Raw genomic sequence first — 26,721 nt, 5'->3', positions numbered from 1 at the left:
GCGCTTCTATCGTGTCAGTTTAGAAATCTTTGGCCGAAACATTCATTACCTTCTCATTTACGATGTAACGTACGTTATGAAGAAACGTATTTTATATCTTCTGACGTTTCTTCGGCGATCCCGCGAGGGGATGAACGATGAGTGAGGAAGACGCCCCGGTCGAGGGAGGCGACGACGAGCGCGACGGGGGCGAGGCGACCGGAGGGTCTTCGGGGGTGGACGAACTCGACGTCCCGGACGAGACGCTCGCGTCGGACCGCGTGACGGTCGGCGAGTACGACTGGGAGGCGTTCAAAGACGAGTACTTCTACGAGGACGGGGACCCGCCGACGAACTGGCGGGGGAAGGCCCGACAGTTCGACCGCGAGGCGTACCTCGGCCACACGCCCGAGGAGACGCCCGCGCGGGTCGAGATCGCGGCCGAGCGCGCGGCGCGACTGAGCGCGTCCTTCGAGGCGTTTCTCGACCCCGAGCAGACGCCGGTCGCGCTCGGCGAGTACCGCTGGGAGCACTTCAAGTACGAACACTACTACGAGGAGACCGGCGAGGCGCTCGCGCGCCCGCGAGACGAAGACGGCGAGGTCGTCGCGTTCGATCCCAGCGAGTGGACCGGCCACGACGACGTGGGCGCGAGCGTCTTCGAGGCCGGCGTCGCCGTCACCGACCTGAGCGCGGACTTCGAGTCGTGGCTCGACCCCGCGACCACGCCCGTACGGAAGGGCGAGTACTACTGGGAGCACTTCAAGTACGAGTACTACTATCAGGACACAGACACCACCGCGCCCGAGCGCCCGCGCGACGCGGACGGCGAAATCGAGCGCTTCGACGAGGCGGAGTGGCTCGGCTTCCCCGAAGAGGACCTCGAAGCCCGACTCGCGCAGGGGGCGGCCGACGCCGAGCACATGCTGGCGGTCGAAGACGAGCGCACCCTCGACGTGCCCCCGGAACTCGACGAGGACGCGTTCTTCTCGACGGTCGAGGGCCATACGACGCTGGTCAACAGGTACGACCTCGAGAAGGCCGTCTCGCTCCCGAAGAAACAACACTTCCGGGAGGTCGATCGCTACTGGGTCAACAAGCCCTACGCGTTCGTCGTGCTCTTTCACTCCACGAAGGAAAACGAGACCAAGTACTACCTCGTGGAGCCGTACCGAACGCCGATCGAGGCCGACCTGACCGAGTTCCTGACGGGGAAGCTCCGGGCCGCGATCAAGTACTCCAGCGACGACGTGGTGGTCGACGCCGAAGCCGAGGATCGGGCGGCGGTTATCGAGCGTGAGACCCTCGACCTGCTGGCGCGTTACGACCTCTACGCCGAGAACGACGGCGAGCGCGCCGAACAGCTCCGGGAACTGCTCGACCGCTACGACGAGACCAGAGACATCGTTTCGGAGTATCTCGCGCGCGCTCGGGAGGGCGCCGACGCGGCGATCGAACCCCTCCGGGAAGCGCTCGCGGAGGGGCGGTCCTACCCGAGCGAAGCGGGCGCCGCCGACTCGGAAGCGGACGCCGGCGACCGGGACGACGACAAGAGCGACGAGCGCGAGGACGACGACGAACCGAGCCCCGACGGGGACGCCGAGAAGGCGGTCGCGGACGGCGGCGCGGTGGGCGAGGACGCGACCGGGACCGACTCGCCCGGCGGCCCGGAGTCGCCGGCCGATCCCGAACTCGCGGGCGAGGACGACCCGCCGGGCGAGACCCGCCCAGATTCCGATTCGGACGACGAGCCGCTGGTCCGACTCGACGAGCACCTCGATCTGGAGTTCGACGCCTCGGGGAGCCTCCGCGAGCAGGTCCGGGCCGCGATCGAGGCCGAGATCGAGGCGCTCGAACCCGACGAGTCGGGCGGTCTCGACGGCATCGCGGCCCGCCCCGAGCCCGCCCTGCTCGAAGAGGACGACGACAGCCTCTCTGAGTACCAGACCGAGAAGCTCCTGTACTTTCTCGAACGGGACTTCATCGGCTACGAGCGCATCGACGGCATCAAACACGACATCAACGTCGAAGACATCTCCTGCGACGGCTACAACGCCCCGATCTTCGTCTACCACACCGACTACGAGCAGATCATCACCAACGTCCACCACGGCGAGTCCGAACTCGACGACTTCGTGGTGAAGCTCGCCCAGCGCTCGGGCAAGGGCATCAGCAAGCGCCAGCCCCAGGTCGACGCCACCCTGCCCGACGGCTCGCGCGCCCAACTCACGCTCGGCCGAGAGGTCAGCGACCACGGCACCAACTACACCATTCGACAGTTCAAGGACGTGCCGTTCACCCCGATCGATCTGGTGAACTGGAACACGTTCTCGCTGGAGGAGATGGCGTTCATGTGGCTCGCCATCGAGAACCACAAGTCGCTGATCTTCGCGGGCGGGACCGCCTCGGGCAAGACCACCAGCCTGAACGCCGTCTCGCTTTTCATCCCGAGCAACACCAAGATCGTCTCCATCGAGGACACCCGGGAGGTCGAACTCCCCCAGCGCAACTGGATCGCGAGCGTGACCCGGCCCTCGTTCTCGGACGACGACAAGGGCGACGTCGACGAGTTCGACCTGCTGGAGGCGGCGCTCCGCCAGCGCCCCGACTACATCGTGATGGGCGAGATCCGCGGCGAGGAGGGCCGGACGCTCTTTCAGGTCATGTCGACGGGCCACACCACCTACACCACCTTCCACGCCGACACGGTCGGCGAGGTGCTCAAGCGGTTCACGACCGAGCCCATCAACGTCTCGAAGACCCTGTTCACCGCGCTCGATCTGGTGTCGATCCAGACCCAGACCCGGGTCCAGGGGAGCAAGGTGCGTCGGAACAAGTCGCTCACCGAGATCAACGAGTACAGCGCCGAGAACGACGAGATAAACGTTCAGGACATCTTCCAGTGGCGCGCCGAGGACGACGAGTTCATGCGGCTGTCAGGGTCGTCGACGATGGAAGATATCATGTTCGACCGGGGGTGGTCCCGCGAGCGACTGGAAGACGAGATTCTCAAGCGCCGGGTCATCCTCGCATACCTCATCACCAACGGGCTCAACGAGTACACACAGGTCGCGGCCACCGCCCAGGCGTTCATCAACGACCCCGACACCATCCTCACGCTGATCGCCAACGGCGAACTCGAAGCGAGTCTGGCGGACCTCCGGGAGATGGAGAGCGTCCACATCGACATCGACCCGAAAAAAGAGGAGATGGTGCCCCGGCCCGACCCCGACGAGGAGACTTACGAGCTCGCACAGGGTATCCTCGCGGAAGCCGACGAGCGCATCCTCGACGACTACCGCGGCGCCGACGCCGACGTCGAGGGACTCGCGGTCGCGCTCGCCGAGAGTGCCGAACCCGCCGATACCCCGGCCGAGTCGTATCCGGACGCGGCGGGCGACCGCCCCGATACCGGTCCGCCGGAGGGCGAACGAGTCCGCGACACCGAGTCGGTCGGTCCCGAAGACAGCGTCCGGGAGACCCACGAGGGCGGCGAACTGGGGAGCTTCCCCGAGGCCTACGACGAAGCCGACGACGACTCGTTCGGCGGCTTCGAGGCCGCCTTCGACGGCGAGGACGAAGAGGCCGAGCGCGAGGCGAGTGACGACGACACCGACGGCGACCGGGAGGACCGAGAATGAGCCACGGCACCGCGACCGGGACCCGCCGGTCGGGCGACGCGCTGGCCGACGCCTTCTACCCGGTGTTCGACTACCTGTTCGACGCCGAGGGCGACTTCGTGGCCGACGTCGAGCGAAAGCTCGCGGAGGCCCGGATGGCCGACACCGTCGAACTGTACCTCTCGCGGGGGCTCGCGATCGGCGCGATCCTCGGGGGCGTCCTCTGGGTGCTCGGCACGCTGGTCGGCTACGCGCTGTTCGCCACGGGCGTCGTCGGCGTCGACGTCCTCATCGGCGTGCCGGTGCCGAACGACGCGGCGCTCGCGCTCGTCGAGACTCTGAAGGTGCCGGCGCTGGTCGCGGGAAGCGGGCTGGTCTTCGGCGCGATCGGGATGGGAGCCGGGTTCGGGACGATCGCCGCGATCCCCTACTACCGGGCCGGCGAGCGCGAGCGCGAGATCAACATGCTGCTGCCCGACGCGGTCTCGTTCATGTACGCGCTGTCGGTCGGCGGACTGAATCAACTCGAAATACTGGAGGCGATGGCCAAAGCCGACGACACCTACGGCGAGGTCGCCCGGGAGTTCCAGTCGATCGTCCAGGAGACCGAGTACTTCGACACCGACTACCGGACCGCCATCCGCAAGCGCTCGCTGGAGACCCCGAGCGACGAGTTCGGGCAGTTTCTGACCGACATGCTCTCGATCGTCAACTCCGGCGGCGACATGAGCGCGTTCCTGGACGACAAGAAGGACAAGCACATGCGGACCGCCAAGCAGGAACAGGAGATGACCCTCGAGACCCTCGAACTGTTCGGGGAGATGTACATGACCCTCTCGCTGTTCCCGCTGTTGCTCATCATCATCCTCGTGATCATGTCGATGCTCGGGCAGGCCCAGGAGCGACTGCTGTACGCGACCGTCTACGGGCTGATCCCGCTGACCGGCGTCGGCTTCCTCGTGTTGGTCTCGACGGTCAAGCAGGACGACCCCGGCGACGGCTACCTCGACCCCGAGGCGGGCGGCGACCGACTCGCGGCCCGGACCGGCGCCGGCCTGCTCCACCTCGGGCTGATCGAGCGCTACGTCGGGGAGTTTTCGGTGTTCGACCGCATCAAGAGCCGGGAGGGAACCCACGAGACGGTGTCGCTGCTCAAGCGCCCCCACGTCTTCTTTCGGGACCGACCGCTTTTCACGCTGGGGCTCACGGTGCCGGCCGCGCTGGTGCTCGTGGGCAACGCGGTCTGGTCGGGGGCGGCGCCCCGGACCGTCGACGGGATGATAGAGAGCCCGGTGTGGGGGACGTTCGTCTACGTGTACGTCCCGATATACGTGATTTTCCTCCCGCTTGCGGTGTTCCACTCGTGGAACCTCCGGTCGCGACGCGCGATCGTCACGAAGCTCTCGGACAGCCTCCGGAAGCTATCGAGCGCGAACGACACCGGACTGACCCTGCTCGAATCGATCCGGACGGTCGCCGACACCTCCTCGGGGAAGCTCGCCGAGGAGTTCGACGTGCTCCACGCCAAAGTCGAGTACGGTATGGGGCTCAGGCCCGCGCTCATCGAGTTCAACAACCGGTATCACGTCCCGCGGCTCGCCCGGACGGTCAAGCTCGTCTCGAAGTCCCAGGAGGCCTCGAGCCAGATCTCGGCGGTGCTGTCGACCGCGGCCCAGGCCAGCGAGAACCAAGACGACATCGACCGCGAGCGCCGGTCGCGCGCCCGGATGCAGGTCGTCATCATCGTGATGACCTACCTCACCCTGCTCGCGGTGATGGCGATCCTGAAAGTGAAGTTCCTCGACGTGATGACGGGTCTCTCCGGGCAGGCCGCCGCGAGCGGCGGGGAAGCCGTCGGATCGGGCGGGATGGACTTCGGTGGGGGCGTCGACAGCACCCTGCTGTCGATGCTGTTTTTCCACGCCGTCACCCTTCAGGCGATCCTCTCGGGGTTCATCGCGGGGTACATCCGCGACGCCTCGCTCTTGTCGGGCGTGAAGTTCGCGGTCGCGCTCCCGACGGTCGCGCTCGTCGTCTTCAGCTTCATCTGACCATGAGAGGACAGACAACCATCGACTTCGCGCTCGGAGTCAGCGTCTTCGTGCTCACGGTCGCGTTCGCGTTCGGGCTGATCCCGTCGCTTTTCGCCCCGTTCAACGCGCCCATCGACGACGGGCTGACGACGCGGGCCGACCGGACCGCGGCGACCGCGCTGGCGGACCTCTCGACCGGGGGCAACGCGCTCGACCCCGATCGGGCCGCGAGCCGATTCGACGCGACCAACGGGACCGAGACCGCGCTCCGGTCGTCGTACGGGCTGTCGGCGACGACCCGGATCAACGTCACCGTCACCGATCCCGAGACGGAGTCGGTGGCGACCGTCGACGGGGAGTCGCTCCGGGGCGGTGGCGCGCTCGGCGACCGGCCCGCCGCCGCCTCGTCCAGAATCGTCACGATACGCGACGAGACCTACCGATTCACGGTGTACCTATGGTAGGCGACGATCGCGGGCAGGCGTTCGCGCTCGAGGGGATCGTCGCAAGCATCGTGGTGCTGACCGCGGTGCTGTTCGCGCTACAGGCGGTCGTCCTCACGCCGACGACCGCGGGCACGGTCGACCAGGACGTGAAGGCCCAGCTCCGCGTGGAGGCCGAGGACGCGCTCGCGGTCGCGGCCGAGAATCGCCAGCTCCGCCCGCTCGCTCGGTACTGGAACAACTCCTCCAGAACCTTCGCCTACGCCTACAGTCGGGACCGCGGGTACGGCTCGGACCCGCCCTGCACCCGCGGCCCGCCGGGGCGAGCCGAGGTGTGTGACGGTCTCGGGGAACTGCTGAACGAGACGTTCGCCTCGGAGGGGTACGTCTACAACCTCTACGTCGACTACCGGAACGCCTCGGCGCCCCGCCGGACCGAGACCGAGCGCGTCGTCTACCGGGGCGTCCCGTCGGACAACGCGGTGATCGCGACCCACACCGTCGTCCTCTACGACGACATGGGACTCACCGCCCCGGAGGACGCCGACGGGCGGACGCTCGCGGAGCTCGACGCCGACGACGAGCGCCACTTCTACGCGGCCGACGCCGACCCCGGTCCCGTGTTCAACGTCGTGGAGGTGCGACTCGTCGTATGGTGAGCGACGACCGCGGACAGCTCCTTTTGATCGGTGCGGTCGTGCTGGCGATCGCCGTCGTCGGGCTGGTCGTCGTCCTCAACACGGTGCTGTACACGCAGAACGTCACGAACCGCGAGGCGCTCGACGCGACGGCCGACGCCGCGGCGCTCGAAGCCTCCGTCGTCGCCGAGATCCCCGGGCTCGTCGGGCGGGCCAACCGGAACGCCACCTATGCGAGCGCCGGCGCGGTCAGGGACGCGATCAACGAGACCGTCGCTCGGTACGGCGCGCTGGTCGGCACGTCGGTCACCCGCCGACGGCCGGCGTCGATCGGCACGCGGGTCGCCGGACGCGAGTCGGTCGGACTCGTCGTCGGTCACGACGACGACGGCAGGCCGTTCACCGACCGGGACGGCGACGCCGAGTGGACCGTCGCCGACCCGGCGACCGTCCAGCGCTATCGGATGCGCGTCGACGCCGGGTCGCTGGCGACGAGCGACGAGGAGGCGTTCCGGGTCCGGGTCGCGTCGGGCGGCGACGAGTGGACGATGCGGATTCACGCCGACGGGAGCGACGTGGCCCTCGACCGAGTCGCGCCCGACGGCTCGGTGACGACCTGCACGATGTCGCCCGCCGACGGCGCCGTCGACGTCGACTTCGTCAACGGAACCGCCGCCGAGGGCTGTGAGTTCGAGTTCGGCGCGGGCGTGAGCGAGCCATACGAACTCGGCTACGCGAACGCGACCAACGCGACCGGCCGGTACCGACTCGTCCTCGATGGGACCGACGCCTCGCTGGGCGCGGTCGAGACGGCCGCACCGTGGGCGTCGCCGTACCGCAGTTACGCCGTCGACGCGCTCGCGGTGAACGTCACGTACGCGACCCCCGAACTGCGCTACAGAACCACGACCAACCTCACGATCGAGAACCCATGACCGACGAACGCGCCGTCACGACCACCGTCACGTACACCATGGCCATCGCCGTCACGACGGTGCTGGTGAGCGGGCTGGTCATCGCCGCCGGGAGCGCCGTCTCCGATCAGCGCGAGCGAGCGGTGCGAAACGAACTCGGCGTCGTCGGCGAACGACTCGCGGCGGAACTCGAAGGCGCCGACCGACTGGTGGCCGACCGCGAAGCGGAGCTTCGGCTCCGGACGACCCATCCCGCCCGACTCGCCGGCGCCCGATACACGGTCGCGCTGGTGGCGGGTCCGTCGGGACCGTGCGACCGCTCGCCCTGTCTCGCGCTGAACGCGTCGAACCCCGAGACGAGCGTGACGATTACGCTCGCGAACGCGACCCCGGTCCGGTCGACCGCGGTGTCGGGCGGAGACGTCGTCGTGGCGTACGAGCCAGAGAACGGAACGCTCGCGCTGGAGGGGACGGCGTGAGCCGCGGCGTCAGCAACGTCGTCGGGTTCGTGCTCGTGTTCGCCGTGGTGGTGGTCTCGATCGGCGCCCTCTACGGGTCGGGGATCGGGTCGCTTGAAGGGGTTCGGGACGCCGAACAGGTCAACAACGCCGAGCGAGCCGTCGCGGCGCTCGCCCAGAACTTCGAGGCGGTCCACCGCGGTCGCGCGCCCGGTCGTGCGGGCGAGGTCCGACTCAACGGCGGCACGCTGAGCATCAACGAGACGACCGGGTTCCGGGTGACGGTCGCTCACGACGGCGACGTCGTCACCGAGGACGTCGGGGTCGGCGCGCTCGTCTACCGGTACGACGACACCGCGATCCGGTACGAGGCGGGCGCGGTGTTCCGGCAGGCCGACGGCGGGAGCGTACTCGTCAGACGGCCCGCGTTCGAGTGTTCGGACGACCGGGCGCTCGTCTCGACCGTCTCGGTCCGCCCGACCGCCGACACCGCGTCGGTGACGAGCGACGGGACGGTCGTGGTCGTCGGTCGGCGGGCCGAGGCGTCGACGGTGTTCCCGCGAACCTCGACGGCCCAGACCGACGACGAGGACACGGTCGTCCGGTTCGAGGTCGCCTCGTCGGCGAACCGCGACGCGTGGGACCGGTATCTCACCGACAACGGGTGGGTCCGGTCGGGCGACCGCTACGAGTGTACGACCGCCCGGGCGTTCGTTCGGCGGACCGTCCTCTCGGTGGCGATCCGCGTTTAGCTCTCGGAGTCGGCCGTGACCTCGACGTGGTTGGTCGAGACGTGGACCGCGAAGCTCTCGGGGTCCTCGACGCCGTTGTCCTCCTCGATGGTCAGCAACACGACCGCGTCGTTGTAGTCGGGGTCGTCGGCGTCGTCGGCGTTGTCGGGGTCTGCGTCCGCTTTCGACAGTTCGTAGAGGAAGACGACCTCGTTGGCCGACAGTTGGACGTGTCCCGTGTCGTTGATCCGGTCGCCGAGGACCTCGGTCAGGTTTCGCTGCTCGGGGCCCGCCTCGCCGAAGTCCGGCACCCGCTCGCCGTCCTGAAGCAAGACGAGGTTGTCGGAGTTCGAGTCGGAGTCGATGGCGATGCGCTCGTCGGTGACCGCCCCACACCGGTACTGGTCGAGGTCGCCGTACCCCTCGACGTAGCGGTCCTGCCCGGTGTCCTCCCAGTACCACGACGAACACTCCCACGAGGTGGCTCCGACGGTGATCGTCGTCCCCGACGAGCGGTTCCGCAGGTCGTAGACGAACTGTTCGCCCGCCGTCGGGTCGTTGAGGTCGTCCTCGGCGGGGTCGGCCGCGAGTCCGTCGTCGGGGTCGCCGTCCGGCCAGGGAGTGAGTTCGGTCCCGTTCACCGTCACGTCGAAGGTCGTCGGCCCGTACAGGATCGAATCGCCGCTGATCCCCGACAGTTCGGTCCCCAGCACCTCGACGGTCGCCGAGAAGTCCGACGACGACTCGACGGTGTTGTTCTCGCCAGAGATCGACACCGAGGAGCCGACGCTGATCAGTTCGACCGACGCGGTGCCGTCGGCGGGGTCGGTCGAGACGTTGCCGCCGACGTACTCCCGGAAGTAGTCGCCCCACGCGCGGTAGTACTTGCTGTCGACGGTGACGACGACCTCGTCGGGCGGATTGCACGCCGGGTCGCCGAACGTCCGCCGAAGCTGTTCGCTCTGATCCCGGGACGCCTCGGCGTTCCTGTTGGCTCGGAGCGACTCGACCGGTCCCTCGACCGACCCGCTGACGTTGACCAACTGGAAGCTGAACGTCCCGTTTCGATACTGCATGTCCGGCGGCGAGAGCATCACGCTCCCGCCGTCGACCCGCTTCCAGACGCCGCCCGCCTGATACGTGACGAGGTCGCCGTTCCGGTTCTGGTACTCTATCGAGCCGAACCCGATCTGGGCGGTGCAGGTGTCCGAGCCGTTGACGACCGTCACCGTCACGTTCCCGCTGTCGGTCACCCGAACGTCGCCCGCCTGTCCGCTGAAGTCGATCGTGTGGGCGTCGTTCGTGCTGAACGCGACCTGACTCAGCCGAGCGTCGGCCTCGCGCATGCTGTTTTCTGCCTGCTGGAGGGACGCCGACCCCTCCAGAGCGTCCATCGCGGTCCCGCCGACGAGAACGACCCCGACGGCGGTCAACAGCGTGAACCCGAACAGCAACGCGAGACCGACGACCTCCGACTGACCGCGCGGATCGCCTCCGGTCGCCGGTCCACGCCCGAACATACGGTGGGCGAAGAACTACACCAGTATAAATCACCTAGTAAATGGTAGGAGTTCTTTCGTTTCGGGGGGTCGCGCTCGGAAGCGAATCCGAACGCGACCCGGGAGCGACGGCCGGGTCCTCGGTCGCGTGGCGCGTTCGGTGTGGCGAGAGATTGAGATTCCGGCACCGATTATTTCCACCGGAAGGGCTATGTACGGTCCAGCCTGAGAACGCGTACCAACGAGATGAACATGCCGAACGAGAACATCGATCCGGTCGAGATCGAAATGGCGGCCGCCGACGGCGACACGAGCTCGACCTACATGCTCGACCTGACCGACTACATGCTCTCGGGCGAGGTGTGCACGGGAATCGCGCTCGCGCTCGCAGAGGTCACCGACCAGCCCGCAGACCACATGACGCCGCTCGCGTCGGTCGTCGACTGCGACGCCCTCCAGTTGCTGTTTCAGCCCCGGCGGTACGGCGATCTACGCGACGACGTTTCGGTGTCGTTCCCCTACGACGTCTACACCGTCACCGTCCATTCGAGCGGCCGCGTGGTCGTCCAGACGTAGCGGAGCGCGGCGTGAGAACGATGTGACTCGGGCTCGTAGCCGACGGCCATGACCGGATTTTCCCGACTCTCTTCTCGCGACCTCGCCGCGCTGGCGGTCGGCGCCGGACTGATCGGCGCGGCGTCGTGTCTCTCCCTCGGTCCGCCCGTTCGATACGCGGCGTGGCTCGGCGCCTTCGCCGTCTGGATGGCGTGGTTCGTGGCGGTCGCCCGCGAGTGGATCTCCCGGGCGGAGTTCTGAGGCCGGCGCCGCGAACCGGACCTCACGGATCGGGGTCACGTTCCCCTGAGCTCACGAGCCGAGATCACGCTCCCCGGAGTCGGCGTCGTCGGTTCGGATTACGACCCGCCCGTAGCCTTTGACCGTGACGCGGTGGCCGCGATAGTCGAACGACACCGTCGCGTTCCGCTCGGCGCCGCCGGGCGTGGGCCGAAACAGGTCATCGAGCGAGTCGGGGTCGACGCCAGCGGCCTCGTACATCGGAGTCAGTTCGGTCGGCGACGTCCGGGTGAGCGCGCCGAGCGCGATCGGGACCGCGATCGAGGGCGGCTGAGACGGGTAGCTGTACGTGGTCCGGAGGGTCCCCGAGTCGAGGTCGTAATCGAGGATCTCGCGGGTCGAATCGATCATACCCACCGCTTCGGTCCCCGTCCTTTTGAACGACCGAGTCCGTCCGTAGCGTTCCGCCGCGTCGGTACGGATTCGAATTTCGTACGCTCGCGTTTACGCCGCCGAGCGCATCAGACTCCCAACACCGCTTCGGGCACTCCCGACGGGGGTATTGGCCGCGAGTGGTAGCGGGTCGGTCAGGTAACGGCCCCTTGAGCCGTCCGACGTGCGACGGCGTCGCTCCCGGCGATGCGCCGCGAAGCTCCGCGAATCGCTATGCGTAGCCGGTCTGTCGCCGGACAGTCCGGCGGGCGGAGCACGGAGTGACGAAATGAAGGGACACGACGGGAATCACGCGAGCGTGATGTCGGCGAAAAAACGGAGCGAGTGCAACGAGAGGAGTGGACTCGCCGGGATTTGAACCCGGGGCCTTCCCCGTGCCAGGGGGATGATCTACCGCTGATCTACGAGCCCTCGAACGCATCCTCACGTTGTCCGGGGCTACTGATAAACCTCTCGGAATCCGGCCACCCCGGTGGGCGCTCACACGCCGGCGGGGAATGTGACCATTTAATTACCTCCGGGCACTTCCTTGAGCTACGGGAACGGCACAGCCGCAAATCTGACTCGCCGGCGCTCGCAGGCCTCGCCCGCGACGGGGTCTCGGACCCCGCCTCTTGACCGGCTCGGGATTGCGGACGTGCACGCGTCGGACCGACGCACCGCACACCCACAGGACCACAGCGGACTGTGCAGTTCCAATCACCAACAATGGCACGAATGCACACCCGCCGCCGCGGCTCGTCCGACTCGGACAAGCCGGTGGCAGACGAACCCCCGGAGTGGAGCGACGTAGACGAAGACGAGATCGAAGCCCGCATCGTCGAGCTGGCCGAGCAGGGCCACAGCCCCAGCGAGATCGGGCTGAAACTGCGCGACGAGGGCGTGAAGGGCACGCCGGTCCCCGACGTGAAGCTGGCGACCGGCAAGAAGGTCACCGAGATCCTCGAGGAGAACGACGCCGACGACGACCTCCCCGAGGACCTCCGGAATCTGATGAAGCGGGCCGTCCGCCTGCGCGAGCACATGGACGAGAACCCCCAGGACCACGCCAACAAGCGCGCGCTCCAGAACACCCAGTCGAAGGTCCGTCGCCTCGTCGACTACTATCGCGGCGACGAGCTCGACGAGGAGTTCACGTACTCGTACGACACCGCCAAGGCGCTCCTCGAAGAGTAGATGTCCACCTCGGGTCGCCGCACAGCCGACGGGCACGCTCCCGACGCCAGCGACGTGGCCGCGACGCTCCGCGAGTCGGAGTTCGTCCGGCTGCTCGCGCGCGCCGACGGCGACTGCCTCGCCGCGGCCGGGCTACTCGCCGGCGCGCTCGCCGAGCGCGGCGTCCCTTATCAGGTGCGGGTCGGCCGGTTCGGCGAGACGCTCGCCGACGGCGATCGCGACGCGACCGTCGGCGTCGGACTCGATCCGTCGGCCGACGCCCACCTGCCGGCCGAGGCGACGCCGGCGAGTGCGACCGCCTTCGACGCGGCGGGCGACCTCGACGCCTCGCCCGATCCGGCGCTCGCGCTGGCGGGCGTCCTCGCGAGCGACGCGCAACCCCGCGACCGAGCGGTCCGCGTTCGCGAGGCCGCCCGAGAGTCGGGCGTCGAGCGCCGACCCGGCGTCGGGGTGCCGACCGATGACCTCGCCGACGGGCTCGCGCACACGACGCTCGCCCACGCCGACTACTCCGGCGACGCCGGCGCCGCGCAGGCGACGCTCGCCGAACTCGGCCTCCCGGCCGAACTCGACGAGTCGGCCCGACGGACGGTGGCCTCCGAGTTCGCGCTCGCGGTTACGGGCGGCCCCGAGGCGACCGCGCGGGCGGCCGAGGCGGTCGAACGCGCGCTCAGACCGCACGCGCTCGCCGACGGTCCCTTCGCGACCGTCGAGGGGTACGCCGACGTGCTGGCGGCGGTCGCCCGCGAACGACCGGGCACCGCGAGCGCGCTCGCGCTCGGTCACGACGCGCGGACCGACGCGCTCGACGCGTGGCGCGACCACGCCCGCGCCGCCCACGGGGCGCTCCGGGCGGCCACGACCGCCCGGTACGACGGCCTGTTCGCCGCCAGAACCGACGCCGCGCCCGTCGAGACCGTCGCCCGACTCCTCCGGGACTTCCGGTCGCCCGAACCCGTCGCGCTCGTCGTGACCGACGAGGAAGCGGCCGCGGCCGCGACCGACGAGCGGGCGATCGGCGCCGCGATGACCGACGCGGTCAACGCGGTCGGCGGCGTCGGCGGCGGCACCGCCCGACGCGGCTACGCGCGGTTCGATCCCGAGACGGACGCCAAGGAGTTTCTCACCGCCTTCCGGGAGGCCAACGCATGAGTCGCACGGCGACGATCCGGACGGAACTCGACGACGCCGAGACGATCGCGGCGGCGGTCCGCCCCGACAACACGTCCGAAATCGACACTCGCGTCGACGAGACGAGCGGGGGCGCCGACGCCGACGGCGTCGTGGTGACGACCGTCGAGCGCGAGACGACCGGCGGACTCCGGACCACGGCCGACGACTACGTGGTGAACCTCGCGGTGGCCAAGCGAGTGGTACAGGCAGCCAAACGACACGCAGACGCTACAACACAACCATGAGCGAACGATCAGTTTCCAAGCAGAAACAGGAGAAGCGGTGGTACACCATTCACGCCCCACAGCAGTTCGACCGGGCCGAACTCGGTGAGACCCCCGCGGACGAACCGGACAAAGTGCTGGGTCGCAACGTCGAGACGACGCTCGGCGACCTGCAGGGCGACGCCAGCGAGAACAACACGAAGCTCACGTTCAAGATCAACGACGTGGGAAGCGACGCGGCCTACACCGAGTTCGTCAAGCACGAACTCACCCGCGACTACCTCCGCAGTCTGGTACGGCGCGGCGCCTCGAAGGTCGAGGCGTACGTCACGGTCCTCACGACCGACGACTACCGCGTGCAGGTCCAGCCGGTGGCGTTCACGACCAAAGATGCCGACGCGAGCCAGGAGAAGGCGATCCGGGACACGATGACCCGCATCGTCGAGGAGGCCGCCGAGGACCGGACGTTCGAAGACCTCGTCGACTCCATCGTCGAGGGCCGACTCTCGTCGGCCATCTACGGCGACGCGAAGACGATCTACCCCCTCCGACGCGTCGAGATCAAGAAGACGACCCTCGAAGCCCGACCCGAGGAAGTCGCCGCCGAGGAAGAGACCGCGGTCGACGTCGACGAAGACGAAGTCGAGGTCTGAGCCGGTCGCATTTTTCGTTTTATCGACGGTCCAGAGTGGCTACTCCGTCACGACGACGGTTCCGACCATCCCCGACGGCTCGTGGGGGATACAGAAGTACTGGTACTCGCCGGGCACCTCGAAGGTGTGTTCGTACACCTCGCCCGACTCGATGCGACCCTCGAAGCCGGCCATCCACCCCTCGCGGGCGGCCTGCTCGGTGTCGAACCCGCCCGACGCGAAGAACTCGGCGTCCTCGGGGATCCCGGACTCGTACGCGGTGACGGTGTGGCGGCGGTTGCCCGTGTTCTGGAAGACGACCGTGGTTCCGGCCTTGACGGTTATCTCGGCCGGCCGGAAGAACGACGCGCCCATCCCCACGTCGTGGTCGGCGTCGTCGCCTCCCGAGTCGTCCGGTTCGGTGATGCCGAGCCGCGCACAGCCAGCGAGCCCGACCGTCGCGACGCCAGACGCCCCGGCGAGAAACGTTCGGCGGTCCATGGTCGACTCTCGGGACGGCGAAGGTATATGGCTCACGGAAGCCCGGCGGTCGGGCCGACGCGGGGGCGGTCGATTATAAAAACGTATGAAGGCCGATCACCGACCCCGAACGTATGCAACCTCGGTTCGTCGGTCGGCTCGGCCTCGCCGACGCCGTGACGGTCGCGAACGCCGGACTGGGCTTTCTCGCGGCCGTCGCCGCCACCGTCGAACCCGAACTCGCGGCGCGCGTGGTGTTGCTCGCGGCGATCGCCGACGGCCTCGACGGGGTCGTCGCGCGCCGGACCGGCGGGACGCCCGCCGGAGAGTACCTCGACTCGCTGGCCGACGTCGCCTCCTTCGGGGTCGCGCCGGCGTTCATCTCGTTCGTGATCGCGCGCGAGCAGTGGGGGCTCGGCGGTCCGTCGCTCGCGAGCGCGGCGGCGTTCTGCGTGCCAGCGCTGTTCGTGGCGATGGCGGTCGTTCGACTCGGCCTCTACACCGCTTACGACGTCGGCGACCACCGCACGGAGGGCGTCCCCTCGACGCTCGCGGCCACCCTGCTGGCGGCGGCGGTGCTGGCGGGCGTCGAGAGCGCCGCCGTGCTCGTCGGCGCGACCGCCGCGTTCGCGTACCTGATGGTGACCTGCATTCCCTACCCCGACCTGTTCGCCCGCGATGCGATCGCGATGGGTGGCGTACAGCTCCTCGCGGTGCTCGCGCCGACCGCGTTCGGGCGGGCGTTCCCCCGGCTGTTGCTCGGGGCGGCGCTCGCGTACCTCCTGCTCGCGCCCCGATTCTACTGGCGCGAGGGCTCGGACGCCCGGCCCGCGGCTCAGATGGAAGGGAAACGCTCTTGAGGCGTACGAACCCAGTTTCGGGTATATGAGCCGAGCCAGTCCAGCGGGGTGGGCCGCATGAGCGACGACGAGGCCGACGCGCCCGCGGAGGACGCTAAGGACGACCCAGCCGAGGCGGACGCCCAGACGCCCGTCTCGGCGGACACCGTCGAGGACCAACTCGACGCCGCCGCCCAGAACCTCGACGCCGCCGAGACCGAGACCGACCTCGACGCCGTCGAGGCCGAACTCGACAAGATCGAGGGACTGCTCGAGAGCGCCGACCTCCCCGAGCCCGACGACGAGGACGAGGAGAGCCGGCGCGAGGAGTACGAGTCGCAACTCTCGGATCTGCGCGGGGACCTCGAAGCCGCCCGGGGCCCCTACGCAGAGGACGTCATCGAGGAGATCGAGGGCGTCGAGTCGACCGTCGCCGACACCCGGTGGACCGACGACGGCCGCGACCAGCTCCGGGAGACGGTCGAGACCTTCGTCGCCGAGGTCGAAGAGATTCTCGACACCGACCTCGCCGCGAGCCTCACGACCGACATCGAGGACCTCTCGTCGGCGCTCTCGGACGCCGCGGTCGCGGTGGGCGACGCGGCGCTCGATCCCGACGACGACGCCGACACGATCGCGCAACTGGTCGAGGCCGCCGAGACGCTCCAAACCGGCGTCGAGGACGCCGAGGAGTGGGACGACCTCGAAACCCGCGATCAACTCCGCGCACAGGGCTTCTACGAGGTTCTCGACCACCGCAAGGACTACCCGCCGGAGTGGCACGCCCTGAAGGTCTGGGAGAAGCGCGACCGGGCCGACATGGTGTTGCTCGCGCTCGAGAGCCTCGAGTCGAACTTCATGGAGCGCCACTGCCTCGAATCGCTCGAACGGATGGGCAACCCCGACTCGCTCGACGCGATGGTCGAGCGGGCGGGTCGGCGGGACAAGCCCGCGATCCGCATCCTCGGCAAGATCGGGGAGGAAGAGGGCCTCGACGCCGTGCTCGACTACGTCGATTCGGACCCCAACCTCGCCAAGCCCGCGCTCAAGGCGGCCGGCGAGATCGGTAGCGACGAAGCGACCCAGCCGGTGGCCGACCGGCTCGTGGCCGACGACCCGTCGGTCCGGAGTCAGGCCGCCCGCGCGCTGGGGCTCATCGGTGACACCCGCGCGATCGAACCGCTCGCGGACACCCTCGAAAACGACGAGGCCGACGAGGTGCGGGCCAGCGCGGCGTGGGCGCTGAACCAGATCGGCACCGAGCGTGCGCTCGACGCCGTCCGTCCGTACACCGACGACCGGGCGTTCCTCGTCCAGAGCGAGGCCGAGAAGGCGCTCTGAATCGGTAACACCCGATTACTCCGTCTTACACGCCGGATAACAAAGGCCGCGGTGAGCTTTCTTCGGGTAGCTGGACATGACACGCCGACAGCCGTTCGGCCAGTGTCCGAACTGTCACGGGTCGATCACCCGCGACTACGTGCTCATCGAGTACGAGTCGGAGGGCCGGCCGGCCGGCCGCGTTCGCGGAGTGTCCCGACTGTCGGGACGTCGTCCACCCGTCAGCGGAGTAACGCCGCCAGAAACTGGAGCGCGAACGCGACCGCGATGAGGAACGCGCCGACCCGCCCAGCCCAGGTGTGTTCGGTCACCTCCGCCGGCGAGATGTCGACGCTGTAGTCGTTGTACTCGGAGCTGTACTCGACGTAGCTCGGCATCTGGAAGAACTCGAAGAAGACGAGGCTGGCTCCCAGCGCGCCGAGCGCGTACCCCGCCAGTTCGATCGCCAACGCGGTCGCGACCATACGAACACCGCCGAACCTGTCGAGCAAAAATCCACCGGTCCCCGAGGCTTTAAATCCGAAGGCGGGACCACCCCGACCCGTGCGCCCGTCCATCCTCGCAGTCCTCGTCGTGCTTGCGGTCGCCGGTCCGGCGATCTGTGCCGTCCCGCCGGCTGCCACCGCGAGCGTCTCTCCGGACGCCGTTCGCGCCCAGAGCGCTACCGCCCCGGAGATTCGGGCCGTCTATCCGAACCCCGCGACGCCCAACGACGCCGGGGAGTTCCTCGTCGTTCGGATGCCCGCGGCGACGGACGTCTCGGGGTGGCGCCTGCGCGACGACGAGTCGAGCGCGCGGCTCCCGAACCGCACCCTCTCGGGTACCGTCGCCCTCTCGACCGACCCCGAAGTCGCGCGGAATCTGACCGACGAGCGAGTCGTCGGACTCGCGGGCCACCTCGCGCTGGCGAACGGCGGCGAGACCGTCCGGCTGGTCGGCAACGAGACCGTCGCGACCGTCTCGTACCCCGACGCGCCCGAGGGCGACCGCTGGCACCGCGAGGGCGGCGACTGGGTGTGGGAACCGCTCGGCGCGACCGACTTCCGGGTCGCCGACACCGGGCCCGCGAACGCGACCGCGTTCGTCCTGCCCGACGCTCCCGAAGCGGCGCTCGACCCGCTCCGGAACGCCGACGATCGACTCCTCGTGGCGGGGTACACCTTCGGGTCGGCGCGGGTCGCCGACGCGCTCGCGGACGCCGAGCGACGGGGGGTCGACGTTCGACTCCTGCTCGACGGCGCGCCGGTCGGCGGGATGACCCGTCGGCAGGCCAGACTGCTCGACTCGCTGGTCGCGCGCGGGGTCGACGTCCGAGTCGTCGGCGGGCCGACCGCCCGCTACGACTTCCACCACCCGAAGTACGCGGTCGCCGACGACCGGGCGCTCGTGCTCACCGAAAACTGGAAGCCGGCCGGAACCGGCGGCCGAGCGAGTCGGGGCTGGGGCGTCACCCTCCGGAACCCCGAGGCCGCAGACGCTCTGGCGAGGGTGTTCGAAGCCGACGCCGACGGTCGGGGCGCGATCGCGTGGTCGGCGTTCAGCGAGGGCCGGAGCTTCGAGCCGTCGACTCCCGCGAACGGGACGTTCCCGGCCGAAATCGCGCCGGCGTCGGTCCGGGTCGAATCGACGGAGGTGCTGGTCGCGCCCGACAACGCCGAGTCCGAACTGGTCGCGTTGCTCGACGCGGCCGACGAGTCGATCCGCGTCCAACAGTCCGCGGTCGGCGGACGCGCACAGCCGTTCGTGCGGGCCGCGCTCCGGGCGGCCCGCCGCGGGGTCGAGGTGCGCCTCTTGGTGAGCAACGCGTGGTACGTCGAGTCGGAGAACCGCGCGCTGGTCGAGTGGTTAAACGAGCGTGCTGCCGCGGCGGACCTCTCGCTGGAGGCGCGGGTCGCCCGTCCGGCGGGCCGCTACGAGAAGATCCACGCGAAGGGCGTGGTCGTCGACGGCGAGGCGGCCGCGGTCGGGAGCCTCAACTGGAACAACAACTCGGCCCGGGACAACCGGGAGGTCGTCGCCGTGCTCCGGGGCGAGGAGGTCGGCGGCTACTACGCCGCGGCCTTCGACCGCGACTGGTCGGCGAGCGCGCCCGGCGGCGAGCCCCCGGCCGTCGGGCTGATCGGGGCCGTCGCGGTCGGTGCGCTCGCGGCGATACTGCTCGCGAGAAGGGAGGTGACGTTCGAGCGCTAGTCGTTCTGCTCGTGGCCGACGACCGTGCTCTGGAGGTCTTCGTCGAGTTCGGCGTCGGCCATCTTCTCGACGAGCGCGTCGAGGACTTCCTCGCGCATGCCGGGCACGAACTTGATCGAGCCGACGACGAGGTGACCGCCGCCCGAGACGCCGCCGCCGACGATCTCCTCGTTGAGCTCCGAGACCATCTCGGGGATGTCGAGGCGCACGCCGTCGCTCCGGAGCACTGCGAAGTCCGGGCCGTAGCCGATGGTGATGACGGGCTCGCCGGTCTCTTGGACCTTCCGGTCGTGGATCTCGCCGGTGGTCTTGCCCGGCGCGGGGTAGGTGAACCGGTAGGCGTGGTTCTCCACGTCGATCCGGTAGAGGTGAGCGTCGCTGTCGAGGCGCTCGTGTTCGACGTGGGCCATTGCGGCGTCGAGCTGGTCGTCGACGTCGGATTCGGCCCGCCCCGCGAGGAACTCGACGAGCTCGCGGTGGCGCTCCTCGTCGTCGGTCCCGACGTTCAACACGTCGTTGATGATGTTTCGCCCGGCGTCGTACTTCAGCCAGTGGGCGGCGTAGTCGAGTGCCTCGCCGACGTCCCGGAGCGTCGACTCCGCGTACCCCTCCGACTCGGCGAGCGCGACGTAGTCGGTCATCGCGTCGGCTTTCGACCGGTCACAGAGACCCGCGACCGCGGGGACGTGGCGGAGCTCGTCGGTGATCGGCGGCCAGATCATCCGGGCGAGCTCGACGCACATCATCCCGGTGGTGATGCGGTAGTCCTCGCCGTGGAGGTAGGGGTTGACGTGGGCGTCGACGAACGGCTCGACCGCGTCGGGGTCGGGGTGGTGGTGGTCGACGACGACGATGGGAATGTCGTAGTGTGCGAGGTTCTCGTAGGCCGGCACGTCCTCGGCGGTGCTCCCGTTGTCGAGCATCAACAGGAGCGGGAGCTTCTGGCCGTGGCGGGCCTGGTCTTCGAGCGCGAAGTTCAGATCGCGGGTGACGTCCTCCATCTCGTAGAACGGCGCCTTCGAGGGGAGGCGCTTGAACAGGTGGCGCTTGGCCTCGGGGTCTTGGTGGGTCTCCTCGATGAACCGTTCGAGGGCGTACTGGACCGGGATCGAGGCGCACATCCCGTCGCCGTCGGCGTGGTGGCGCACCCGGATCGGCCGGCTCTCGAGGACGGTCCGGCGCAGTTGGGCGGCGACCTCGCGAAGATCCGGGAACATCTGGGTTAGTGCGGGCCACTCGACCAGCGGTTCGGTCTCCTCGGGTTCGGCGCGGTCGTCGAGCGCGTCCGCGAGCCGCCCCTCGACCGCCTCGGCGTCCCCGTCGGTCAGGGCGTCGAGGCGCTCGACCTCGACCTGGAGGCCGTCCTCGCGCTCGTCGACTACGCCCGTCACCCGGATCACGTCCTCGATCTCGACCTCGGGGTACGCCCGGACGCCCGCCTCCTCGAAGGCCGCACAGGGGATGACTCCCGTCTCGTCGCTCAGGTGGAAGATGGTCGGGCCGCCGGTCTGTTTTATCTGGACGACCTCGCCTTCGAGGTGGACAGTGTCGCCCACCCGATCGACGAGTTCGTCGATGTCGGCGATATCGTAGTCGTGTTCGACCGCGACCGTCTCGCGGTCGCCGAGGTCGACGGGCTCGAAGCTCAGGTCGCCGTTCTCTCGGATCTCGGTCAGTTCGACCACGAGGTCGTCGCCGACCGCGTAGCTACCGTCGTAGGTCGACTCGTGGACGAGTCCGGAGACCGACTCGGAGAGGTCGACGAACACGCCGTAGTCGACCACGCCGTTGACCGTCGCGGCGTAGTAGCCGCCGGTTTCGACGTCCGAAACGGTACACGCCGGGTCGAGGTCGTAGACCACGGCGTCCCCCTCGGCGTCGGAATCTGAAGCAGTCATTCTTGTCGGTGGTTTCGGTTCGCCCGATTTTAAGGGTTTGCAAGTGGCCCGGACGGATCGACGCGCCGTTCGCAACCTTTAGAACGCGCCCGCCCGGAGTTTTCTCCATGCGGCTGTTCCGTTCGAGCGAGATTCTCGGCATCGCCGAGGACGCCCTCCAGTTCGCTCTGGCGGCGTCCGAGGACGCCCACCCCCACGAGTACATGGGGTTTCTCAGGGGCGAAGACGCCCGCTCGCTCGGACTCGACCGCGACGGGACCGTCATCACCGACGTGCTGGTCATCCCCGGCACCGAGTCGAACCCGGTGAGCGCCACGGTCAAGACCAGTCAGGTACCGAACGACTTCAACTCGGTCGGATCGGTCCACTCGCACCCGAACGGCGTGCTCAAGCCCAGCGACGCCGATCTGTCGACTTTCGGGCGGGGGAAAGTCCACATCATCATCGGCTACCCCTACGGCGACGACGACTGGGCGGCTTTCGGTCGGGAGGGCGAGCCCCGCGATCTCGACGTGCTCGACGTTTCGCTCCCCGAAGGCGAATCGTTCTTCGACTTCACGCAGGCGGACATCGACGCCGAACTCGACTACGACTTCGATCAGGACTCACCATGACTCACGTCATCGCGCAGGGAACCTTCGATCTGCTCCACCCCGGACACGTCCACTACCTCCGGGACGCGGCCGCGATGGGCGACCGACTGACGGTCATCGTCGCCCGCCGCGAGAACGTCACGCACAAACAGCCGCCGGTGCTCGCGAACCGCCAGCGACGCGACGTGGTGGCGGCGCTCGGGGCGGTCGACGACGCGATCGTCGGCCACCCCGAGGACATCTTCGCGCCGATCGAGGAGCTGGCGCCCGACGTGATCGCGCTCGGCCACGACCAGCACCACGACGAGGCCGCCATCGCGGACGAACTGGCGCGGCGCGGGCTCGATTGTGAGGTCCGGCGCGCGAGCGCCTGCGAGCCCGCCTACGAGGGCGAACTCCTCTCGACGGGCCGGATCATCGACCGGATACTCGAAGAGCGAAGCCGGTCCTGATCGCAGAGAAAATCCGTCGGCTTACAGCGAGTCCCAGGCCTTCAGACCGCGAGGCCACGAGGTGAGGTCGGCGATCCACCGGGCGGCGACGAACTTCTTGAGGAACTTCGCGGGCACGGAGTTGAACGTCCGGATCGGGATCACGTCGACGTCGTGGGCGATCGCCTTCTCGCCGACCGAGACGAGCGTCCCCTTGTCGTCGTAGGTCCAGGTCACGAGCGGCTGGTCGTTGATCGCGCGAGCGACGTTCTGGCCGGCGACCTCGGCGGCCTGCCAGGCGGCCTGGGCGGTCGGCGGCGCGGGGCCGTCGCCCTGATCGACGATGGCCGAGTCGCCGATGGCGAACACCCGGTCGTCGCTCGTCCGGAAGTTCGACTCGCAGGTCACGCGGTTGTGCTCGTTTTCGAGTTCGCACTCGTCGAGCGCCTGCTGACCGGTGATGCCGCCGGTCCAGACGAACACGTCGTAATCGAGGGGGTCGCCCTCGTCGAAGTGGATCGTCGACTCGTCGGCCTCGGTGATCGGGTCGTCGGTCAGGATCTCGACGTCGGCGTCTTCGAGGCGCTTTCGGACCGCGCCCTGAAGCTCGGAGTCCTGCCCGGGCATGATCTCTTCGAGCGCCTCGACGAGGTAGACGTCGATGGGCGCGCGCCGCTCGTCGCGGAGCTCCGCGACCTCGCCGGCGCTCTGGATGCCCGACAGTCCGGCGCCGCCGATCACGATCGTCGCCGGGTCGTTCCGGGACGCCTCGGCGGCGGCCTGAGTGACTCGCTCGTGGATCTCCATCGCGTCGTCGAGGCTCTTGAGCGTGAGCGCGTGCTCTTCCATCCCCGGGATGCCGTAGTAGGCGGTCTGGCTCCCGAGCGCGACGAGGAGGTAGTCGTAGTCGAGGTCCTCGCCGCCGTCGAGCGCGACCGTCTGGGCCTCGGTGTCGACCCCTTCGACCGTCGCCTGCACGAACTCGGTGGACCGATCGGCGATCTCGCCGACCGGGATCGTGATGTCGTCCTCGACGGTCGGGTCCCGGATGGCACGGTGGGCCTCGTGGAGGACGAGGTGGTAGTCGTTCTCGGAGACCCAGGTCAACTCGGCGTCCGTGGCGTCCAGTTCGTCTTCGAGTCGCTGAATCGCGCCTGCCCCGGCGTACCCCGCGCCGAGCACGACGACCTGTTCAGTCATACCGCCAACTCCGGAGTCCTCCGATACAAAGGCTTTGGAAGCCTCACGCGGTTGAGTGAGAGTACCTACCACGAACGGCGGCCAACCCGACGGCTCGAACCCGAAGCACGCGACTGGACGAACGGACACGACCGGCGTCGCGGGACCACGAGAGAACGTCGAGAGGCGGAGACCGATCTGTGAGAGCCGGCGGGCGCCGCGAGACTGATATCGGCGGCCGAACTCAGTGGGCGGGCTCTTCGGACGGGGCTTCCATCGAGTCGATCTTCAGGATGAGGATGTTGCTGGTGTCGTCGGTGCCGTCGACGGTGCCCTCGACGACGAGCTTCGACAGCGGCGTCGGACCCACGCGAACCGAGTCGCCCTCGTCGAAGTCACGAACCGACCCCTGAAGGTGGATCTCGGCCCGGCAGAGCTCGGGGTGGTGGACGCTCGTGAGGTCGACCTCCTCGACGTTCGACTCCTCGATGAGTTCGCCGTCGTGGACCAGCGGTACCTCCGCGGCGCTGTCCATCTGCTGGACGTCGAGGGCCTCGAACGCGGTCGCGGTCGGCTTGTAGCCGCCCTTCGGCCCGGGGACGCCCTCGACCAACTGGAGCGCTTTGAGGCTCTGCATCTGGTTGCGGATGGTGCCGGGGTTGCGGTCGACCTCCGCGGCGATGTCCTCTCCTTTCACCGCGTCGCCGGCGTCGCGGTGGAGGTTGACGAGGGCGGTGAGAATCGTCTTCTGGCTCGGGGTCAGTTCGATAGTAGACATTACCGAACCTTGGGGGTAGATTTCCTTAAATGCGGCGAACGGCCGGTGGCGCCCGATATTTTCGGAATTCGGGGATAGGGGGCTCGTGCTTCCCGCGGCCCCCGATCGACGACGGAACGACACCGATTTGGCGCTGGCTCTGGACTCTCGAACCATGCAAGGAAATCGCGTTCTCGTGACCGGCGGCGCGGGGTTCATCGGATCGAACCTCTCGAACCACCTCGCGGCCGACAACGACGTGATCGCGGTCGACGACTGCTATCTCGGAACGCCCGAGAACCTCGACGAGTCTGTCGAGTTCCACGACGCGAGCGTGCTCGACGACGACCTCCCCACCGACGGCGTCGACGTGCTCTTTCACCTCGCGGCGCTGTCGTCGCTCACGATGCACGAGGACAGCATCGACGGACTCCGGCGCGGGGCGCGGGTCAACGTCGAGGGGTTCGCGAACGCGGTCGAGCAGGCGCGCCGGGACGGATGTGACACCGTCGTCTACGCCTCGACCTCCTCGATCTACGGGAGTCGGACCGACCCATCGCCCGAGAGCATGGCCGTGGAGGCCCACACCGGCTACGAGGCCTCGAAGCTCGCCCGCGAGCGCTACGGCGAGTACTTTTCGAACGCCCACGACATGGACGTCGCGGGGATGCGGTTTTTCTCGGTGTATCAGGGCTACGGCGGCTCGGAGGGCCACAAGGGCGAGTACGCCAACATCATCGCGCAGTTCGCCGACGACATCGCGAACGGCGAACCGCCGGTCATCTACGGCGACGGGAGCCACACCCGCGATTTCACGCACGTCTCCGATATCGTCCGCGGGCTCGAACTCGCGGCCGACCACCGGCTCACCGGAATCTACAACCTCGGGACCGGCGAGTCCTACAGCGCGAACGAAGTGGTCGAACTGCTGGCCGACGAACTCGACGCCGACGTCGAACCCGAACACGTCGAGAACCCCATCCCCGAGGACATGTTCGTCCACGACACGATGGCCGACGCCACCAAGATGGCCGAGGCGACCGGCTGGGAGCCCGAGATCGGGTTCGAGGAGGGCATCGAGCGGGTCTGTGCCCAGTACAAGTGACCGCCTCCTGACGGCTCGCGAGCGCCGCCCGCCGTTCCGGTCCGGTCCGAACCGAAAACAGACCCTTCTTTACACTACCCGGCCGAACGCCCGTGTATGAGCCGACAGGTGCGGCTGATCGGGACTCCCATGGACCTCGGCGCGAACCGACGCGGCGTCGACATGGGCCCCTCGGCGATCCGATACGCGGGACTGGCCGACGAACTCCGGGCGGCGGGCGTCGAAACGACCGACACCGGCGACCTGCTGGTGCCACACGCCGAGGAGCGCGACCCCGACGCCGAACAGCCAAGCGAGGGGACCGCGAAGTTCCTCCGGGAGACCGCCGACGTCTGTACGCGGCTGGCCGACGAGGTCGCGGCCGCACTCGACGACGGCGCGTTCCCGCTCGTGCTCGGCGGGGACCACTCCATCGCGGTCGGCACCATGCGCGGGGCGGGCCGGGACGCCGACCTCGGCGCGGTGTGGTTCGACGCCCACGGCGACTTCAACACGCCGGCGACGTCCCCGAGCGGCAACGTCCACGGGATGCCGCTGGCGGCCGCGCTGGGCATCGGCGACTTCGCCGACACCGAGTGGGCGAACGTCCCGACCCTCGCCGAAGAGAACGTCGCTATCGTCGGGCTCCGGAGCCTCGACGACACCGAGCGCGAGGAGATCCGCGACAGCGACGTGACCGCGTTCACCATGTCGGACATCGACGAGCGCGGCGTCGGTCCGGTCACCGAGGACGCCCTCGATATCGCGAGCGACGGCACCGAGGGGATCCACGTCAGCCTCGACCTCGACTGGCTCGACCCGAAGGAGGCGCCGGGGGTCGGGACGCCGGTCCGGGGCGGGGTCACATACCGAGAGGCCCACTCGGCGCTGGAGACGGTCGCCGAACGCGACGAGGCCGAGGGCGTGTTGCGCTCGATGGAGGTCGTCGAAGTCAACCCGATCCTCGACGAGCACAACGAGACCGCGGAGCTGGCGACCGAACTCGCGGCGAGCGGACTGGGAAAGCGCATCCTGTAACGCGAGTTCCCTGCGGTCGCTCGCGGGAGCACTGCTGGTGTGCGCGCCAGCGACGCACTGTTCGATGCGTGATTTTCTTCCCCCGTCTGCCCGCCGGCTTGGCGAAAACCGACGGCCTCAAGA

27 protein-coding genes, 1 tRNA gene and 1 pseudogene are annotated in these 26,721 nt (G+C 68.6%); 21 read left to right on the top strand and 8 right to left on the bottom strand.

Annotation, left to right across the window (positions count from 1 at the left end):
* Positions 1-137: 137 nt before the first annotated feature.
* Genes EPL04_RS19240 through EPL04_RS14955 form a run of 7 tightly spaced genes read left to right on the top strand, consistent with a single transcriptional unit; the run spans position 138 to position 8,837 of the window.
* Complete coding sequence (locus EPL04_RS19240; protein ID WP_245154590.1) at positions 138-3,620, top strand: type II/IV secretion system ATPase subunit; 3,483 nt, start codon at positions 138-140, stop codon at positions 3,618-3,620.
* A complete protein-coding gene (locus tag EPL04_RS14980) occupies positions 3,617-5,650 on the top strand; it encodes a type II secretion system F family protein (protein ID WP_134672006.1) in 2,034 nt (677 codons plus the stop codon). Before EPL04_RS19240 ends, EPL04_RS14980 begins: the two co-directional genes overlap by 4 nt.
* A 2-nt stretch (positions 5,651-5,652) precedes the next feature.
* Positions 5,653-6,096, top strand: a complete 444-nt coding sequence (locus tag EPL04_RS14975) for a DUF7287 family protein (RefSeq protein WP_134672005.1) — start codon at positions 5,653-5,655, stop codon at positions 6,094-6,096.
* The gene (locus EPL04_RS14970) at positions 6,090-6,734 is read left to right on the top strand and encodes a DUF7288 family protein (protein WP_134672004.1); all 645 of its coding nucleotides are present in this window, start codon (positions 6,090-6,092) and stop codon (positions 6,732-6,734) included. Before EPL04_RS14975 ends, EPL04_RS14970 begins: the two co-directional genes overlap by 7 nt.
* Positions 6,728-7,648, top strand: a complete 921-nt coding sequence (locus EPL04_RS14965; protein ID WP_134672003.1) for a DUF7261 family protein — start codon at positions 6,728-6,730, stop codon at positions 7,646-7,648. The genes EPL04_RS14970 and EPL04_RS14965 overlap by 7 nt, the downstream gene beginning before the upstream one ends.
* Positions 7,645-8,106, top strand: a complete 462-nt coding sequence (locus EPL04_RS14960; protein ID WP_134672002.1) for a DUF7266 family protein — start codon at positions 7,645-7,647, stop codon at positions 8,104-8,106. The genes EPL04_RS14965 and EPL04_RS14960 overlap by 4 nt, the downstream gene beginning before the upstream one ends.
* Entirely contained in the window at positions 8,103-8,837 is a 735-nt protein-coding gene (locus EPL04_RS14955; protein WP_134672001.1) for a DUF7289 family protein, read from the top strand. The genes EPL04_RS14960 and EPL04_RS14955 overlap by 4 nt, the downstream gene beginning before the upstream one ends.
* Here EPL04_RS14955 and EPL04_RS14950 read toward each other — a convergent pair.
* Entirely contained in the window at positions 8,834-10,336 is a 1,503-nt protein-coding gene (locus EPL04_RS14950; RefSeq protein ID WP_134672000.1) for a DUF7289 family protein, read from the bottom strand. The genes EPL04_RS14955 and EPL04_RS14950 overlap by 4 nt on opposite strands.
* Positions 10,337-10,567: 231 nt before the next feature.
* Here EPL04_RS14950 and EPL04_RS14945 point away from each other — a divergent pair, with 231 nt between their 5' ends.
* Together EPL04_RS14945 and EPL04_RS14940 are read left to right on the top strand one after the other, a co-directional pair.
* Positions 10,568-10,891: a HalOD1 output domain-containing protein gene (locus tag EPL04_RS14945; RefSeq protein WP_134671999.1), complete on the top strand. Its 324-nt coding sequence runs from the start codon at positions 10,568-10,570 to the stop codon at positions 10,889-10,891.
* 48 nt (positions 10,892-10,939) lie between these two features.
* Entirely contained in the window at positions 10,940-11,131 is a 192-nt protein-coding gene (locus EPL04_RS14940) for a hypothetical protein (protein WP_134671998.1), read from the top strand.
* A gap of 51 nt (positions 11,132-11,182) precedes the next feature.
* Here EPL04_RS14940 and EPL04_RS14935 read toward each other — a convergent pair whose 3' ends face one another.
* Both EPL04_RS14935 and EPL04_RS14930 read right to left on the bottom strand, forming a co-directional pair.
* Positions 11,183-11,521 carry a HalOD1 output domain-containing protein gene (locus tag EPL04_RS14935; protein WP_134671997.1) on the bottom strand — a complete coding sequence of 113 codons (339 nt, stop codon included), beginning with the start codon at positions 11,519-11,521 and terminating at the stop codon, positions 11,183-11,185.
* A gap of 381 nt (positions 11,522-11,902) precedes the next feature.
* Positions 11,903-11,974, bottom strand: a tRNA-Ala gene (locus EPL04_RS14930).
* 297 nt (positions 11,975-12,271) lie between these two features.
* Here EPL04_RS14930 and EPL04_RS14925 point away from each other — a divergent pair.
* Genes EPL04_RS14925 through EPL04_RS14910 form a run of 4 tightly spaced genes read left to right on the top strand, consistent with a single transcriptional unit; the run spans position 12,272 to position 14,789 of the window.
* Entirely contained in the window at positions 12,272-12,739 is a 468-nt protein-coding gene (locus EPL04_RS14925) for a 30S ribosomal protein S15 (RefSeq protein WP_134671996.1), read from the top strand.
* On the top strand, positions 12,740-13,891 hold the full coding sequence (locus tag EPL04_RS14920; protein ID WP_134671995.1) for an exonuclease RecJ: 1,152 nt from the start codon (positions 12,740-12,742) through the stop codon (positions 13,889-13,891).
* Positions 13,888-14,157, top strand: coding sequence for a KEOPS complex subunit Pcc1 (locus tag EPL04_RS14915; protein ID WP_134671994.1), 270 nt, complete (start codon positions 13,888-13,890; stop codon positions 14,155-14,157). The genes EPL04_RS14920 and EPL04_RS14915 overlap by 4 nt, the downstream gene beginning before the upstream one ends.
* A complete protein-coding gene (locus tag EPL04_RS14910; RefSeq protein ID WP_134671993.1) occupies positions 14,154-14,789 on the top strand; it encodes a 30S ribosomal protein S3ae in 636 nt (211 codons plus the stop codon). The genes EPL04_RS14915 and EPL04_RS14910 overlap by 4 nt, the downstream gene beginning before the upstream one ends.
* A 39-nt stretch (positions 14,790-14,828) precedes the next feature.
* Here the strand turns inward: EPL04_RS14910 and EPL04_RS14905 are convergent, their stop codons facing one another.
* Positions 14,829-15,269 carry a plastocyanin/azurin family copper-binding protein gene (locus EPL04_RS14905; protein ID WP_134671992.1) on the bottom strand — a complete coding sequence of 147 codons (441 nt, stop codon included), beginning with the start codon at positions 15,267-15,269 and terminating at the stop codon, positions 14,829-14,831.
* Positions 15,270-15,382: 113 nt separating this feature from the next.
* Here EPL04_RS14905 and EPL04_RS14900 point away from each other — a divergent pair, with 113 nt between their 5' ends.
* The 3 genes and pseudogenes from EPL04_RS14900 to EPL04_RS19540 all read left to right on the top strand — a co-directional run.
* Positions 15,383-16,108 (top strand): protein sorting system archaetidylserine synthase, encoded by a 726-nt coding sequence (locus EPL04_RS14900; RefSeq protein WP_134671991.1) that lies wholly within the window; start codon positions 15,383-15,385, stop codon positions 16,106-16,108.
* A gap of 57 nt (positions 16,109-16,165) precedes the next feature.
* Entirely contained in the window at positions 16,166-17,428 is a 1,263-nt protein-coding gene (locus tag EPL04_RS14895) for a HEAT repeat domain-containing protein (RefSeq protein WP_134671990.1), read from the top strand.
* Between the two features lie 76 nt (positions 17,429-17,504).
* Positions 17,505-17,561: pseudogene (locus EPL04_RS19540) on the top strand (hypothetical protein); the annotation flags it as partial.
* An 88-nt stretch (positions 17,562-17,649) separates the two neighbouring features.
* On the opposite strand, the gene EPL04_RS14890 reads toward EPL04_RS19540, so the two are convergent.
* A complete protein-coding gene (locus EPL04_RS14890; protein ID WP_209019640.1) occupies positions 17,650-17,892 on the bottom strand; it encodes a hypothetical protein in 243 nt (80 codons plus the stop codon).
* A gap of 79 nt (positions 17,893-17,971) precedes the next feature.
* Between EPL04_RS14890 and EPL04_RS14885 the strand changes: the two genes are divergently transcribed.
* Positions 17,972-19,618: a phospholipase D-like domain-containing protein gene (locus tag EPL04_RS14885; RefSeq protein ID WP_134671989.1), complete on the top strand. Its 1,647-nt coding sequence runs from the start codon at positions 17,972-17,974 to the stop codon at positions 19,616-19,618.
* Here EPL04_RS14885 and EPL04_RS14880 read toward each other — a convergent pair.
* Positions 19,615-21,516 carry a DHH family phosphoesterase gene (locus EPL04_RS14880; RefSeq protein ID WP_134671988.1) on the bottom strand — a complete coding sequence of 634 codons (1,902 nt, stop codon included), beginning with the start codon at positions 21,514-21,516 and terminating at the stop codon, positions 19,615-19,617. The two genes, EPL04_RS14885 and EPL04_RS14880, sit on opposite strands and share 4 nt — an antisense overlap.
* 107 nt (positions 21,517-21,623) lie before the next feature.
* On the opposite strand from EPL04_RS14880, the gene EPL04_RS14875 reads away from it, so the two are divergent.
* Both EPL04_RS14875 and EPL04_RS14870 read left to right on the top strand, forming a co-directional pair.
* Positions 21,624-22,130: a Mov34/MPN/PAD-1 family protein gene (locus tag EPL04_RS14875; protein ID WP_134671987.1), complete on the top strand. Its 507-nt coding sequence runs from the start codon at positions 21,624-21,626 to the stop codon at positions 22,128-22,130.
* A complete protein-coding gene (locus EPL04_RS14870; protein WP_134671986.1) occupies positions 22,127-22,561 on the top strand; it encodes an adenylyltransferase/cytidyltransferase family protein in 435 nt (144 codons plus the stop codon). Before EPL04_RS14875 ends, EPL04_RS14870 begins: the two co-directional genes overlap by 4 nt.
* Before the next feature lie 21 nt (positions 22,562-22,582).
* Here EPL04_RS14870 and EPL04_RS14865 read toward each other — a convergent pair whose 3' ends face one another.
* Complete coding sequence (locus EPL04_RS14865) at positions 22,583-23,740, bottom strand: NAD(P)/FAD-dependent oxidoreductase (RefSeq protein WP_134671985.1); 1,158 nt, start codon at positions 23,738-23,740, stop codon at positions 22,583-22,585.
* A 223-nt stretch (positions 23,741-23,963) separates the two neighbouring features.
* The gene (locus EPL04_RS14860) at positions 23,964-24,497 is read right to left on the bottom strand and encodes an Rrf2 family transcriptional regulator (protein ID WP_134671984.1); all 534 of its coding nucleotides are present in this window, start codon (positions 24,495-24,497) and stop codon (positions 23,964-23,966) included.
* A gap of 154 nt (positions 24,498-24,651) precedes the next feature.
* Here EPL04_RS14860 and EPL04_RS14855 point away from each other — a divergent pair, with 154 nt between their 5' ends.
* Positions 24,652-25,581 carry an NAD-dependent epimerase/dehydratase family protein gene (locus tag EPL04_RS14855; protein ID WP_134671983.1) on the top strand — a complete coding sequence of 310 codons (930 nt, stop codon included), beginning with the start codon at positions 24,652-24,654 and terminating at the stop codon, positions 25,579-25,581.
* A gap of 96 nt (positions 25,582-25,677) precedes the next feature.
* Entirely contained in the window at positions 25,678-26,598 is a 921-nt protein-coding gene (rocF, locus tag EPL04_RS14850) for an arginase (RefSeq protein WP_134671982.1), read from the top strand.
* Positions 26,599-26,721: the final 123 nt, after the last annotated feature.

It is taken from the genome of Halorussus marinus (assembly GCF_004521895.1).
Classification (GTDB): Archaea; Halobacteriota; Halobacteria; order Halobacteriales; family Haladaptataceae; genus Halorussus; species Halorussus marinus.
The sequence above is the reverse complement of the archived record's forward strand: the minus strand, read 5'-3'. Positions and strand labels throughout refer to the sequence as shown.

Coding starts and splice junctions, on each gene's coding strand:
- EPL04_RS14870 (WP_134671986.1), top strand. CDS start 22,127: ATGACTCACGTCATCGCGCAGGGAACCTTCGATCTGCTCCACCCCGGA.
- EPL04_RS14915 (WP_134671994.1), top strand. CDS start 13,888: ATGAGTCGCACGGCGACGATCCGGACGGAACTCGACGACGCCGAGACG.
- EPL04_RS14890 (WP_209019640.1), bottom strand. CDS start 17,892: ATGGTCGCGACCGCGTTGGCGATCGAACTGGCGGGGTACGCGCTCGGC.
- EPL04_RS14905 (WP_134671992.1), bottom strand. CDS start 15,269: ATGGACCGCCGAACGTTTCTCGCCGGGGCGTCTGGCGTCGCGACGGTC.
- EPL04_RS14855 (WP_134671983.1), top strand. CDS start 24,652: ATGCAAGGAAATCGCGTTCTCGTGACCGGCGGCGCGGGGTTCATCGGA.
- EPL04_RS14880 (WP_134671988.1), bottom strand. CDS start 21,516: ATGACTGCTTCAGATTCCGACGCCGAGGGGGACGCCGTGGTCTACGAC.
- EPL04_RS14935 (WP_134671997.1), bottom strand. CDS start 11,521: ATGATCGATTCGACCCGCGAGATCCTCGATTACGACCTCGACTCGGGG.
- EPL04_RS14950 (WP_134672000.1), bottom strand. CDS start 10,336: ATGTTCGGGCGTGGACCGGCGACCGGAGGCGATCCGCGCGGTCAGTCG.
- EPL04_RS14960 (WP_134672002.1), top strand. CDS start 7,645: ATGACCGACGAACGCGCCGTCACGACCACCGTCACGTACACCATGGCC.
- EPL04_RS14945 (WP_134671999.1), top strand. CDS start 10,568: ATGCCGAACGAGAACATCGATCCGGTCGAGATCGAAATGGCGGCCGCC.
- EPL04_RS14940 (WP_134671998.1), top strand. CDS start 10,940: ATGACCGGATTTTCCCGACTCTCTTCTCGCGACCTCGCCGCGCTGGCG.
- EPL04_RS14925 (WP_134671996.1), top strand. CDS start 12,272: ATGGCACGAATGCACACCCGCCGCCGCGGCTCGTCCGACTCGGACAAG.
- EPL04_RS14920 (WP_134671995.1), top strand. CDS start 12,740: ATGTCCACCTCGGGTCGCCGCACAGCCGACGGGCACGCTCCCGACGCC.
- EPL04_RS14970 (WP_134672004.1), top strand. CDS start 6,090: ATGGTAGGCGACGATCGCGGGCAGGCGTTCGCGCTCGAGGGGATCGTC.
- EPL04_RS19240 (WP_245154590.1), top strand. CDS start 138: ATGAGTGAGGAAGACGCCCCGGTCGAGGGAGGCGACGACGAGCGCGAC.
- EPL04_RS14910 (WP_134671993.1), top strand. CDS start 14,154: ATGAGCGAACGATCAGTTTCCAAGCAGAAACAGGAGAAGCGGTGGTAC.
- EPL04_RS14860 (WP_134671984.1), bottom strand. CDS start 24,497: ATGTCTACTATCGAACTGACCCCGAGCCAGAAGACGATTCTCACCGCC.
- EPL04_RS14900 (WP_134671991.1), top strand. CDS start 15,383: ATGCAACCTCGGTTCGTCGGTCGGCTCGGCCTCGCCGACGCCGTGACG.
- EPL04_RS14975 (WP_134672005.1), top strand. CDS start 5,653: ATGAGAGGACAGACAACCATCGACTTCGCGCTCGGAGTCAGCGTCTTC.
- EPL04_RS14875 (WP_134671987.1), top strand. CDS start 21,624: ATGCGGCTGTTCCGTTCGAGCGAGATTCTCGGCATCGCCGAGGACGCC.
- rocF (WP_134671982.1), top strand. CDS start 25,678: ATGAGCCGACAGGTGCGGCTGATCGGGACTCCCATGGACCTCGGCGCG.
- EPL04_RS14965 (WP_134672003.1), top strand. CDS start 6,728: ATGGTGAGCGACGACCGCGGACAGCTCCTTTTGATCGGTGCGGTCGTG.
- EPL04_RS14865 (WP_134671985.1), bottom strand. CDS start 23,740: ATGACTGAACAGGTCGTCGTGCTCGGCGCGGGGTACGCCGGGGCAGGC.
- EPL04_RS14895 (WP_134671990.1), top strand. CDS start 16,166: ATGAGCGACGACGAGGCCGACGCGCCCGCGGAGGACGCTAAGGACGAC.
- EPL04_RS14980 (WP_134672006.1), top strand. CDS start 3,617: ATGAGCCACGGCACCGCGACCGGGACCCGCCGGTCGGGCGACGCGCTG.